Genomic DNA, 11,923 nt, shown 5'->3' with positions numbered 1-11,923 from the left:
CTTGCTCGCGATCCGGTGTTTCCCCTGGTGATGGAGTGCCGGTCGAAGCCATGGATCGCCAGCAAGCTGGCTCCTACGAAGAGCGGCCATGGCGCCGTAGGAGCGGGCCATGCCCGCGACATCTCCGTACGCGGGAGCGTCCCGGGATACGTTCCGGCGGGCTAATCCTCCTCCCAGAGGAACACCTGGGTCCCCTCCCGCACCTCCACCTTCACCTTCGGGCTGTGCCGCAGGCGCACCAGCAGGCCTTTCGCCGCACCGGTGCTGCCGGCCAGCGCTTCCAGTTCGTTGAGCAGCTGCGGCCCCTCGCTGGTGCCGGCGCGGCGCAGCAGGTCCTGGGCGGCCAGCCAGAGCTGTTCCGCCGGGCTCGGCGGCGCGGTTGGCACGTCGGCTGGATCCGGCGCCTGCACGCGCGCGGCCAGCCGCGCCCAGTCCGCGTCGTCCAGTTCCACTGTCAGGTCCACCGGCCAGTCGCCGATCATTCCGCGAATTCGCATTTCCGTTCTCCTCCGACGATCCACGCATGCTCCCACGCCTCGGCGCCAGCGCCAATCGAGGCGGACATCTTGGCGGCAGCACTCAATTTGTTATAACGTAACAAAACATGAACCCGCCGGAGCCCACCATGCGCCCCCTGCTGCTTACCCTCGCCCTGCTGCCACTGTCCTTCGCCCATGCCCACGACGAACATGCCCATGGCAGCCTCGGCAAGCACGAGCACGGGGTCGCCCAGCTGAACGCGGCGCTGGAAGGCAACGCCCTGGAATTCGAGCTGGAAAGCCCGGCGATGAACCTGCTCGGCTTCGAACACGCCGCCAGCAGCGCAGCGGACAAACAGACCGTCGCCACGACGAAGGCGCAGCTGGGCAAGCCGCTGGAGCTGATCGCCCTGCCCGCCGCGGCCGGGTGCAGCGTCGGCGACGTCGAGGTGGAAAGCCCGCTGTTCGGCGACGCGGCGGAGAGCGATGAGCATGACGAGCACGACCACGCCGATATCCACGCGCATTACCAGCTGACCTGCGCCAACCCCGGGGCGATCGACCGGGTCGACCTGGCGCCGCTGTTCCAGCGCTTCCCCGGCATGCAGAAGATCCAGTTGCAGCTGATCGGTCCGCAGGGCCAGAAGGGCGGCGAGCTGACCGCCAGCGCCAGCGCCCTGGAATTCTGAAATCCATGGGAGCGCTGATCGAACTGGACGACCTCGGCTTCGCCTGGCCCGGCCAGGCGGAGCTGCTGGACATTCCGCACTTCCGCCTGCAGCGCGGCGAAACCCTGTTCCTCAAGGGCCCGTCCGGCAGCGGCAAGACCACCCTGCTCGGCCTCCTCGGCGGCGTGCAGACGCCCCGGCGCGGCAGCGTGCGCCTGCTCGGCGAGGACCTCGCCCGGCTTTCCGCGGCGCGCCGCGATCACTTCCGCGTCGATCACACCGGCTACATCTTCCAGCAGTTCAACCTGCTGCCGTTCCTCTCGGTGCGGGAGAACGTCGAGCTGCCCTGCCACTTCTCGCGCAGCCGCGCGCAGCGGGCCAGGGCACGCCACGGCAGCGTGGCGCAGGCCGCGCAGGCATTGCTCGGCCATCTCGGCCTGGGCGACGCCGCACTGGTCGAACGCCGCGCCGACAGCCTGTCGATCGGCCAGCAGCAGCGGGTCGCCGCTGCCCGCGCGCTGATTGGCCAGCCGGAACTGGTGATCGCCGACGAACCGACCTCGGCGCTGGACGCCGACAGCCGCGAAGCCTTCCTCCAGCTGCTCTTCGCCGAATGCCGCGAGGCCGGCGCCAGCCTGCTGTTCGTCAGCCACGACCAGAGCCTGGCGCCGCTGTTCGACCGCAGCCTGGCGCTCGCCGAACTGAACCGTGCCGCCACTGCCCCGGGGATCTGAGATGTACCTGCTGCGCCTGGCCATCGCCAGCCTGTCCAACCGCCGCTTCAGCGCGCTGCTCACGGTCTTCGCCATCGCCCTCTCCGCCTGCCTGCTGCTGGCGGTGGAGCGGGTGCGCACCGAAGCCCGCGCCAGCTTCGCCAGCACCCTGTCCGGCACCGACCTGATCGTCGGCGCGCGTTCCGGCTCGATCAACCTGCTGCTCTATTCGGTGTTCCGCATCGGCAACGCCACCAACAACATCCGCTGGGACAGCTACGAGGCGGTGGCGCAGAGTCCGCTGGTGAAATGGACGATCCCGATCTCCCTCGGCGACTCCCATCGCGGTTACCGGGTGATGGGCACCGACACCGGCTATTTCGAGCACTATCGCTACGGCCGCGGACAGTCGCTGCGCCTCGCCGAGGGCCGCCCGTTCGGCCGGGACCTGTTCGACGTGGTGCTCGGCGCCGAAGTGGCCGAGGCGCTGCACTACCGGCTCGGCGAGCGCATCGTGCTGGCCCACGGGGTCAGCACCGTCAGCCTGGTGCAGCATGACGACAAGCCGTTCACCGTGGTCGGCATCCTCGAACGCACCGGCACGCCGGTGGACCGCACGCTGCACATTTCCCTGCCCGGCATGGAAGCGCTGCACGTCGACTGGAAGGGCGGCGCGCCAGCCCGCGGCGCCGGCCGGGTGACCGCGGAACAGGCGCGCGGCATGGACCTGCAGCCGCGGGCGATCACCGCCTTCCTGGTCGGCCTGAAGAGCAGGGTCGGCACCTTCGCCCTGCAGCGGCAGATCAACGAATACGACGGCGAACCGCTGCTGGCGATTCTCCCCGGCGTCGCCCTGCAGGAGCTGTGGAGCCTGATGGGCACGGCTGAGAAGGCGCTGTTCGTGGTCTCGCTGTTCGTCGTGCTGACCGGCCTGATCGGCATGCTCACCGCCATCCTCGCCAGCCTCAACGAGCGCCGCCGCGAGATGGCCATCCTGCGCTCGGTGGGCGCGCGGCCCTGGCACGTGTTCAGCCTGCTGCTGGCGGAGGCCTTCGCCCTGGCGCTGGCCGGCGTGAGCGGCGGCGTCGCCCTGCTCTACCTGGGCATCGGCGCCGGCCGCGGCTATCTGCGCAGCGCCTACGGCATCGACCTGCCGCTGGCGGCGCCGACGGCCCATGAGTGGTCGCTGCTCGCCGGGATACTGGTCGCCGCCCTGCTGATGGGTTGCGTGCCGGCCTGGCGCGCCTATCGCCAGTCGCTGGCCGACGGCCTGTCCATCCGCCTCTGAGGAATACGCCGATGCGCCCCATCCTGGCCCTGCTCCTGGTACTCGCCACCTGCGCCTGGGCCGGCGCGCCGCGCGAGCTGACCTGGTCTGAACTGATCCCCGCGGACGCCCCGCCGCTCCCGCCGCCGGTGGCCCTGCACGACTTCTCGCAGCTGGCCGACGCCCTGGCCGCGGAGAGCGGGCCGGCAGCCAGGCAGCAGAGCCGGCAGGTGCCGGTGGTCCGCGCGCTGGACGGGCTGGAGGTGAAGCTGCCGGGCTACATCGTGCCGCTGGAAGTGGACGACGCCGGCGAGATCGGCCAGTTCCTGCTGGTGCCCTACTACGGCGCCTGCATCCACGTGCCACCGCCGCCGCCCAATCAGATCGTCTACGTGCGCGGCGCGCGGGGCGTGAAGATGGACGACCTGTACCAGCCATTCTGGGTCGAGGGCCGGATGCGCGTGGAGGCGGTGGACAGCGACCTCGCCCTGGCGGGCTATCAGCTGCAGGCCAGCTCCGTCAGGCCCTATGACCAGTGATGCGACATTTCTACGCAGGGTAATCCCGGTCTTTCTGAAGGGTCTTTATTGAGCTGAATCAAAAGGGCCCCTCCCTCGGCTTTTAGCATGACAGCTGCCAATGGTTATTCAAAAAAATATGGAGCTTCATCATGCGCAAGTCCCGGCTCGCCGCTTCCCTCTTGTCCCTCGCCGCCGTCGCCCCTCTGGCCCAAGCCCACGAAGCCGGCGACTTCATCGTCCGTGGCGGTTTCGCCACCGTCGCCCCGAATGACGACAGCTCCGCGCTGAAACTGAACGGTGCCAAGCTGGGCGGCAAGGCCACAGTGGACAGCGATACCCAGCTCGGCCTGACCTTCAGCTACCTGTTCATCGACCAGCTCGGCGTGGAACTGGTGGCCGCCACCCCGTTCAAGCACCAGGTGGACGTGAAGGGCCTCGGCGCCCTCGACGGCAAGCTGGCCGACGTCAAGCAGCTGCCGCCGACCGTGCTGCTGCAGTACTACCCGATGGGCGGCAGCAAGTCCGCCTTCCAACCCTACGCCGGCGTCGGCGTCAACTACACCACCTTCTTCGACGAAGACCTCACCAGCGGCCGCAAGGACCAGGGCTTCAGCAGCCTGAAGCTGCAGGACTCCTGGGGCCTGGCCGGTGAACTGGGCTTCGACTACATGCTCAACGAACACGCCCTGTTCAACATGTCGGTCTGGTACATGGACATCGACACCAAGGCCAGCACCGATCTGGCAGGCGCCGGCAAGGTCAAGGTCGACGTGGACGTCGACCCCTGGGTCTACATGGTCGGTTTCGGCTATAAGTTCTGATAGCCAATCGGTAGTCTGAAAAAAGCGCCTTCGGGCGCTTTTTTCATGTTCAAGGAGAACAGCGTGTACATCTGGTTGAAACACCTGCACATCAGCCTCGCCGTCGCCAGCAGCCTGCTGTTCATCCTGAGGCTGGCGCTGAGCTGGGGAGGACGGCGCATGCAGGGCTGGCAGCGCTGGGCGCCGCATCTGGTCGATACCTTCCTGCTGCTCAGCGCTCTGGGGCTGGTGCATCTGGCGATGCCCTGGCCGCTGCCGGTCTGGCTGCAGGCGAAGATCGGCCTGCTGCTGCTCTACATCGGCTTCGCCGCGGTGGCCATCCGCGCCGACCAGCACGGACGCAAGGTGGCGTTCAGCGCGCTCAGCCTCGGCGCGCTGGGCGGGATCTTCTTCCTCGCGCTGCAGAAACCCTGGTGGTGATCAGCGCCCCAGCAGGCGGGACAGGCCGGTCTTGATCGGGGTCGTCTCGCCCAGCGCATAGCGCGCCAGAAGGCGGTCGTTGTTCGCCCGGGAATGGCGGATGTCGCCCGGCCGCGCCTCGGCATGGGTGATCGCCGGCAGGCCGCCGAGCAGTTCGGAGATGGCCGCCAGCAGCTGGTTCAGGCTGGTGGTCCGGTTGAGCCCGGCATTGATCGCGCCATCCGCCACGTCGGCGGCGGTCAGCGCCTGCACCAGCACCTTCACCAGGTCGCCGACATAGATGAAATCGCGGGTCTGCTCGCCGTCGCCGAACAGGGTGATCGGCAGGCCGTCGAGGGCGCGCTGGGTGAAGATGCTGATCACCCCGGAATAGGGCGAGGACGGGTCCTGGCGCGGCCCGTAGACGTTGAAGAAGCGGAACACCGCCGGCTCCAGGCCATGCTGGCGGCGATAGAAATCGAGATAGTGCTCGCTGGCCAACTTGTCCGCGGCGTAGGGGGTCAGCGGCGCCTTCGGGGTGTCCTCGTCGATCGCCGTGCCCTGGCCGTTCTGCCCGTAGACCGCCGCGCTGGAAGCGAACAGCACGCGGCGGATGCCTTCCTCGCGCATGGCCTCGCAGAGGTTCAGGGTGCCGATGAAGTTGCTCTGGTGGGTCGCCACCGGATCGTCCACCGAAGCCTGAACGGACGCTACCGCGGCCAGATGCGCCACGGCCTGGCAGCCTTTCACCGCCGCATGCAGCTGCGCGGCATTGGCGACGTCGCCCTCGATCAGTTCCACCGCGGCGGGCAGGTTCCCGCGCTTGCCGGTGGACAGGTTGTCCAGCACGCGCACCGCAAAGCCCAGCGCCAGCAGCGCGTCGGCCAGGTGCGAGCCGATGAAGCCGGCGCCGCCGGTGATGAGGATGGGTTTCGGCGAAGCCGGGGTGATTTCAGCCATGGCGATAGTATCGGTCCAGGAGGGTCGGCAGTGCGGCGCGCCAGGCGCGCGGCTTGATGCCGAAGGTATGGAGGATTTTCTTGCAGGCTAGCACCGCGTGCTGCGGCTCGTTGTGGACGTCCGGCCGCGCGGCGTGCGCCTGCGGGCTCGGCTCCTGCACGGTGAGGCCGCGGAAGGCACGCGCTTCGCTGAGGATCACCTGGCCGAGAGCGATGGCCGTGGTGGCTTCGAGCCCGCCGTAATGATAGGTGCCCCACAGCGGCGCCTGGCAGTCGAGCTGCTTGAGCACGGACAGGATCACCCGCGCGGCGTCGTCCACCGGAGTCGGATTGCCACGGCGGTCGTCGGCCAGCAGCAGCGTGTGTTCCTTTTCCGCACGGCTGAGGAAACGCCCGAGAACGCCTTCCACGCTGTCGTCCAGCAACCAGCCGAAGCGCAGCAGCACGTGCCGCGGGCAGGTGGAGCGCACCCGCTGTTCCATGCGCCACAGCGCCTGGCCGCGCGGGCCGAGCGGGTGCGGCTCGTCCTTCTCGCTGTAGGCGGTGGCGCGGGTGCCGTCGAACACGCGGTAGCTGGAAGGCTGCACCAGCAGGATGTCGTGGTGCTGGCACAGCTCGGCAAGACGCTCGACGGCGCGCTCCTGGCGCAGCAGGCGGGCTTCGTCGACCGCCTCGGCCTGGAACCAGTCGAAGTAGTAGGCGAGGTTGATCACCGCATCCGGGCGGGTTTCGTCCAGCAGCAGCGTCAGGCTGGAGGTGTCCCACCCCTGCTCGGGCGGACGGGGCGCCAGGAAGCCGATATCTTCCTCGGCGCCGAGACGGATCAGCGCCTGTCCAAGGGCACTACCACCACCCAACAGCATCAGGCGCATTCGCATCTTCGGGGAGGCACTCGAGATTCGTGGGTCAGGACCGGACAGGAATTTCTGCCGGCAACATTGCCCGCATTCTTCCTGCGCACCGGCATAGCGTCAAGCTTGCCGGCTGGCCGGCGCATCGCTGCAACCGGCATGGAGCCTGCTCCGTGCCGTCGAAACCGGCGCTCAGGACGGACTTCGCCGGCGGAACAGCGGCCGCGGCCGTCGCGGAAGCCGGGGAAATCGATGGCGATCAGAGAGCGCCACCGACCAGCCGTTGCCGATCATCATCCGGCCCCGGCCACACCGCATGCTCTTGTAGGGGTCACCGTTCAGCCACGATGCGGACCTCGCCGAAACAGAAGCGCTCGGCCCAGTCGGCGCCGCGTCTGTTCTGCGTCGAACCATGGCCAGCGTGGAAAGTGATCGAAGACCATCGCAGGCGAGGCCGCAGCAGCGCGGCCCGGTCGCTGCGGAAGCCATCTGATACGGTTTTTGCCGTCCGATCTGAATCTGTTTCGCGAACAGTCGGATTCCTATAGTCGCCTCGCCTCTCCCGCCTGATGGGCCAACGACTATGAGCGAAAGAATCCCCGCGACCGTCATCGAGGTCGCCCCCGCCAAACCCGCCAAGGTGCTCTCGGCAGTCAGCCCGCCGATCTACACCAAGCGCTTCAGCGGACTGTTCCGCAACCTGCGCCGCCTCGGCGGCGCCGTGCTGTTCCTGCTGTTCTTCGGTACCCTCTGGCTGCAGTGGAACGGCCGCCAGGCCGTGCTCTGGGACCTGCCGGAGCGGCGCTTCTACATCTTCGGCGCAACCTTCTGGCCGCAGGACCTGATCCTGCTCTCGGCGATCCTGATCATCGCCGCCTTCGGCCTGTTCTTCATCACCGTGTTCGCTGGCCGCGTCTGGTGCGGCTACACCTGCCCGCAGAGCGTGTGGACCTGGATCTTCATGTGGTGCGAGCAGGTCACCGAAGGCGACCGCAACCAGCGCATGAAGCTCGACAAGTCGCCACCCGGCGCCGAAAAGGCGCTGCGCAAGGGCGCCAAGCACGGGCTCTGGCTGCTGGCCAGCCTGGTCACGGCGATCACCTTCGTCGGCTACTTCACCCCGGTGCGACCGCTGGTGAGCGACCTGTTCAGCCTGAACCTCGATCTGGAAAGCACCTTCTGGGTCGCCTTCTTCGCCGCCGCCACCTACGCCAATGCCGGCTGGCTGCGCGAGCAGGTGTGCATCCACATGTGCCCCTACTCGCGCTTCCAGAGCGTGATGTTCGACAAGGACACCCTGATCGTTTCCTACGATGCCGCCCGCGGCGAATCCCGCGGCGCGCGGAAGAGGGAGGCCGATCCGAAAGCCCTCGGCCTCGGCGACTGCATCGACTGCCAGCAGTGCGTGCAGGTCTGCCCGACCGGCATCGACATCCGCGACGGCCTGCAGATCGCCTGCATCGGCTGCGCGGCCTGCGTCGATGCCTGCGACTCGGTGATGGACCGGATGGGCTACGCCCACGGCCTGGTGCGCTATACCTCGGAACGCGCCCTCGAGGGCGGCACGACGAACCTCTGGCGGCCACGCCTGATCGGCTATGCGGCGGTGCTGCTGGTGATGATCGGCGCCTTCGCCTGGGCCCTGCAGGTGCGTCCGCTGGTGTCGCTGGACGTGACCCGCGACCGCGGCCTGTTCCGCGAGAACGCCGCCGGCGAGATCGAGAACATCTACAGCCTCAAGCTGATCAACAAGACCCAGCAGCCGCAGCGCTACCGCATCAGCCTCGACGGCGCCGCCGGCTATCGCCTGCAAGGCGAGCTGGAGCAGCGCCTGGAGCCGGGCGAGATCCGCGACTTCGCCGTCTCCGTGGCGCAGCTCGATCAGGCCGGCCGGGGTGGCTCGGCGCCGCTGGAGTTCCGCGTGCAGGACAGCGACCAGCCCGCCGTCGGCGTCACCACCGCCAGCACCTTCGTCTCGCCCAGGCGCTGAGCATGAACGCCCGGCTTGGCGGCCCGTCCGCGCAGCGCCTAGAGTGCAGCGATCCCCCCGGCCCGCAGGACAAGATGAAGCGCTACGAGAAATTCGCCGACGACATCGCCGAGCTGATCCGCAGCGGCGTGCTCGCCGCCGGGCAGAAGGTCCCCTCGGTGCGGCACGCCAGCCGCACCTACGGGGTCAGCCCGTCCACGGTGTTCCAGGCCTACTACCTGCTGGAAGACCGTGGCCTGATCGTCGCCCGCGCGCGCTCCGGCTATTTCGTCCGCGAGCAGGTGCGACGCCCGCTGGCCGAGCCGGAAATCGCCCGCCAGCAGGCCGAGACCACCGAGGTGGACGTCAGCGAACTGGTGTTCTCGGTGCTCGGCTCGATCAAGGACCCGGACACCGTGCCCTTCGGTTCCGCCTTCCCCGCCCCGGAACTGTTCCCCCTGCCGCGCCTGGCGCGCTCCATGGCCCAGGCCGTGCGCGACATGGACCCGCGCGCGGTGGTCACCGACATGGTGCCCGGCAGCCATTCCCTGCGCCGGCAGATCGCCCTGCGCTACATGGTCGGCGGCATGCCGCTGGCGGTGGAGGAACTGGTGGTCACCAACGGCGCGCTGGAGGCGCTCAACCTCTGCCTGCAGGTGGTGACCCAGCCGGGCGACCTTGTCGCCATCGAGGCGCCGGCCTTCTACGCCACCCTGCAGGTGCTGGAGCGGCTGAAGCTGAAGGCGGTGGAAATCCCCGTGCATCCGCGCGAGGGCATCGACCTCGACGTCCTCGCCGACAGCCTGGAGAAGTTGCCGATCCGGGCCTGCTGGTTCATGAGCAACTTCCAGAACCCGCTCGGCGCCAGCATGAGCGAGGACAGGAAGCGCGCCCTCGCCACCCTCCTCGCGCGCCATCAGGTGCCGCTGATCGAGGACGATGTCTACGCCGAGCTGTACTTCGCCCGCCAGGCGCCCAAGCCGGTGAAGGCCTGTGACAGCGAAGGGCTGGTGATGCACTGCAGTTCCTTCTCCAAGTGCCTGGCGCCGGGCTACCGGGTCGGCTGGGTGGCCGGCGGGCGCTTCAGCGGACAGATCGAACGGCTGCGGCTGATGACCAGCATCTCCGCCTCGATCCCGGCTCAGGCGGCCATCGCCGACTACCTGCAGCACGGTGGCTACGACCGCCACCTGCGCAAGCTGCGCCACGCCCTGGAAGGCCAGCAGAACGCCATGCTCGCCGCCGTTGCCCGGCACTTCCCCGAGGAAACCCGGGTGACCCGCCCCAGCGGCGGCTACTTCCTCTGGCTGGAACTGCCGGAACGCATCGACGCGCTGAAGCTGTTCCAGCTCGCCCTGGCCCAGGGCATCAGCATCGCGCCGGGGCCGATCTTCTCCGCCACGCGGCGCTTCGGCCACTGCCTGCGGCTCAACTACGGGCATCCGTGGAGCACACGCAGCGAGCAGGCGATGGAGACGCTGGGGCGGATCATCAGGTCTTTGTAGGACCGCTCCGATTCATTTGTGCGACAAGTTGCCGCAACGTAGGATGGTCGAGCGCAGCGAACCCGTTCCGGGTAGGGCGCATAACGCGCCAGCGTTATCCGCCGGATATCCCTGCGCCAATCCCGACGGCGGATGAAGCGTTCCGCTTCATTCGCCCTACGGTGACGAAGCATGGGTGGAGCGACATGGAACCGGAATACCTGGAAATCCTTCTCAGCGTAGCGGCCGCCCTGGGGCTGCATCTCGGCGTGCGCTGGTATATCCGCCATGGCCTGGCCACGCCGGAGCGCAAGGGCGACGACTGGCTAGCCTAAACGCGAAATACCCGCACCGAGCTGTGCAGCGCCTCGCCCAGTTCCAGCAGGCGCTCGCCCTGGCTGCGGCCTGAGCCGATCAGGCGCAGGTTCTCGCTGCCCAGCCGGTGGATGCGCTCGCTGTGCGAGCGGATCTCGCTGACCGCCCCGCTCTGCTGCGCCGAGCCCTCGGCGATGCGTTCGGCCATGCCGGCGATGCTGCGGATCGTCTCCACCACCTCATCCAATGCACCCTCGGCGGCGCCGGCCTGGCTGGCGGTGTGTTCGGCGTGCTCGACCTGGCTGCGCATCGCCTCCACCGACTGCCGCGCGGCCTGCTGCAGGCGTTCGATCAGCTGCTGGATTTCTCCCGTCGCGCCGGCGGTGCGCAGGGCCAGCGAGCGCACTTCCTCGGCGACCACGGCGAAGCCGCGGCCCTGTTCGCCGGCGCGGGCGGCCTCGATGGCGGCGTTGAGCGCCAGCAGGTTGGTCTGTTCGGCGATGGAGCGGATCACCCCGAGCACGTTGCCGATGGTCGCCGACTCCTCCGCCAGGTTCTCGATGGCCCGCGCATTGGCCTGCACCTCGTCGGCCAGCGCGCGCAGGCCGGCCAGGCTCTGGCCGATCACCCGCTGGCCCTGTTCCACCGCGCGGCCGGCGGCCTGGCTGGCGGAAGCGGCATCGCTGGCATCGCCGGCCACCTGCTGGATCGCCGCTTCCATGTCGCCCAGCGCGTCGCGGATCTGCCGGGTGTCGCCGTCCTGGCGCTCGGCGCTGGCATGCAGGCCACCGCTCAGTTCGGCGAGGGTGCGGCTGCTGTCGGCCAGCTGTTCGGCGCGCTGGTGGATGGTGCCGACCAGCCCGTCGAGGAAGTCGCGCAGCTGGTTGAGGGAATCCTGGATTTCCAGCAGGTCGCGGGTGCGCGTGTCGAGGGCCACGGGCTGGCTGAAATCGCCGCGCGCCCAGTTCGACAGCAGCGGCACCAGCCGGCCAAGCACCCGCGCCAGGCGGCGCTGCAGGGTGTCGATGGTCAGCGCGCCGAGCAGGATCAGCAGGATCAGCGCGCCCTGGATGGTCCGCACCTGCTGCTGGATGCGCGCGCGCTCGCCACGCACCTGCGGCTCCAGCGCGGACAGCGCCTGGCGCACCGCGTCCAGCCGGCCGGCGGTGGCCTGGGCCAGTTGCTGGCGCTGCTCGATCAGCCCGCGGGTGCGCGCCAGCTCCTGTGGATAACGCCGCAGCAGGCTGCCCAGCTCGCGCTTGAGGGCGATGGCGCGATCCTCGCCCTGCCGCTCTGCGCTGGATTCGCTGTCGAGGCCCATGGTGGCGGCGAAATCGTCGGCGGCGGAGGACTGTTCCTCCAGCACGCCGAGGGCCGGTAGCGCGTCGATGGTTTCGGCGGAGCGGCTCAGGCTGGCCAGTTCGCGCTGCAGTTCCTCGGCCAGCGCCGGATTGCCGCTTTCCACCAGCCGCGCGCG

12 protein-coding genes and 1 pseudogene are annotated in these 11,923 nt (G+C 68.7%); 9 read left to right on the top strand and 4 right to left on the bottom strand.

Annotated features, from left to right (window positions below; genetic code table 11):
* Positions 1 to 161: 161 nt before the first annotated feature.
* The gene (locus tag BLR75_RS21760) at positions 162 to 497 is read right to left on the bottom strand and encodes a hypothetical protein (RefSeq protein ID WP_084314048.1); all 336 of its coding nucleotides are present in this window, start codon (positions 495 to 497) and stop codon (positions 162 to 164) included.
* Between the two features lie 128 nt (positions 498 to 625).
* Here BLR75_RS21760 and BLR75_RS21755 point away from each other — a divergent pair, with 128 nt between their 5' ends.
* The 6 genes from BLR75_RS21755 to BLR75_RS21730 all read left to right on the top strand — a co-directional run bounded on the left by BLR75_RS21755 (position 626) and on the right by BLR75_RS21730 (position 4,889).
* Positions 626 to 1,168 (top strand): DUF2796 domain-containing protein, encoded by a 543-nt coding sequence (locus BLR75_RS21755; RefSeq protein WP_084314047.1) that lies wholly within the window; start codon positions 626 to 628, stop codon positions 1,166 to 1,168.
* Positions 1,169 to 1,173: 5 nt separating this feature from the next.
* Positions 1,174 to 1,881: an ABC transporter ATP-binding protein gene (locus BLR75_RS21750; protein ID WP_084314046.1), complete on the top strand. Its 708-nt coding sequence runs from the start codon at positions 1,174 to 1,176 to the stop codon at positions 1,879 to 1,881.
* A 1-nt stretch (position 1,882) separates the two neighbouring features.
* Positions 1,883 to 3,148, top strand: a complete 1,266-nt coding sequence (locus tag BLR75_RS21745; RefSeq protein WP_084314045.1) for an ABC transporter permease — start codon at positions 1,883 to 1,885, stop codon at positions 3,146 to 3,148.
* 11 nt (positions 3,149 to 3,159) lie between these two features.
* On the top strand, positions 3,160 to 3,666 hold the full coding sequence (locus BLR75_RS21740; protein ID WP_084314044.1) for a DUF3299 domain-containing protein: 507 nt from the start codon (positions 3,160 to 3,162) through the stop codon (positions 3,664 to 3,666).
* A 131-nt stretch (positions 3,667 to 3,797) separates the two neighbouring features.
* Positions 3,798 to 4,469, top strand: a complete 672-nt coding sequence (locus tag BLR75_RS21735) for an OmpW/AlkL family protein (protein ID WP_084314043.1) — start codon at positions 3,798 to 3,800, stop codon at positions 4,467 to 4,469.
* 63 nt (positions 4,470 to 4,532) lie between these two features.
* Positions 4,533 to 4,889 (top strand): SirB2 family protein, encoded by a 357-nt coding sequence (locus tag BLR75_RS21730; RefSeq protein WP_084314053.1) that lies wholly within the window; start codon positions 4,533 to 4,535, stop codon positions 4,887 to 4,889.
* Here the strand turns inward: BLR75_RS21730 and BLR75_RS21725 are convergent, their stop codons facing one another.
* Together BLR75_RS21725 and BLR75_RS21720 are read right to left on the bottom strand one after the other, a co-directional pair.
* Positions 4,890 to 5,828, bottom strand: coding sequence for an NAD-dependent epimerase/dehydratase family protein (locus tag BLR75_RS21725; RefSeq protein ID WP_084314042.1), 939 nt, complete (start codon positions 5,826 to 5,828; stop codon positions 4,890 to 4,892).
* The gene (locus BLR75_RS21720; RefSeq protein WP_084314041.1) at positions 5,821 to 6,705 is read right to left on the bottom strand and encodes a sugar nucleotide-binding protein; all 885 of its coding nucleotides are present in this window, start codon (positions 6,703 to 6,705) and stop codon (positions 5,821 to 5,823) included. The genes BLR75_RS21725 and BLR75_RS21720 overlap by 8 nt, the downstream gene beginning before the upstream one ends.
* 414 nt (positions 6,706 to 7,119) lie before the next feature.
* Here BLR75_RS21720 and ccoG point away from each other — a divergent pair.
* The 3 genes and pseudogenes from ccoG to BLR75_RS27230 all read left to right on the top strand — a co-directional run bounded on the left by ccoG (position 7,120) and on the right by BLR75_RS27230 (position 10,466).
* A pseudogene (gene ccoG / locus BLR75_RS21715) lies at positions 7,120 to 8,668 on the top strand (cytochrome c oxidase accessory protein CcoG).
* A 74-nt stretch (positions 8,669 to 8,742) separates the two neighbouring features.
* A complete protein-coding gene (mapR, locus tag BLR75_RS21710; RefSeq protein WP_084314052.1) occupies positions 8,743 to 10,152 on the top strand; it encodes a GntR family transcriptional regulator MpaR in 1,410 nt (469 codons plus the stop codon).
* Positions 10,153 to 10,337: 185 nt separating this feature from the next.
* On the top strand, positions 10,338 to 10,466 hold the full coding sequence (locus BLR75_RS27230; protein WP_255312826.1) for a hypothetical protein: 129 nt from the start codon (positions 10,338 to 10,340) through the stop codon (positions 10,464 to 10,466).
* On the opposite strand, the gene BLR75_RS27410 is transcribed toward BLR75_RS27230, so the two are convergent.
* Complete coding sequence (locus BLR75_RS27410) at positions 10,463 to 11,167, bottom strand: methyl-accepting chemotaxis protein (protein ID WP_371858145.1); 705 nt, start codon at positions 11,165 to 11,167, stop codon at positions 10,463 to 10,465. The two genes, BLR75_RS27230 and BLR75_RS27410, sit on opposite strands and share 4 nt — an antisense overlap.
* Positions 11,168 to 11,923 lie beyond the last annotated feature (756 nt).

Source organism: Pseudomonas jinjuensis, from assembly GCF_900103845.1.
In the GTDB taxonomy this organism is placed as follows: Bacteria; Pseudomonadota; Gammaproteobacteria; order Pseudomonadales; family Pseudomonadaceae; genus Pseudomonas; species Pseudomonas jinjuensis.
Note: the sequence above shows the minus strand (reverse complement) of the source record. Positions and strands in the feature narration are given on the sequence as shown.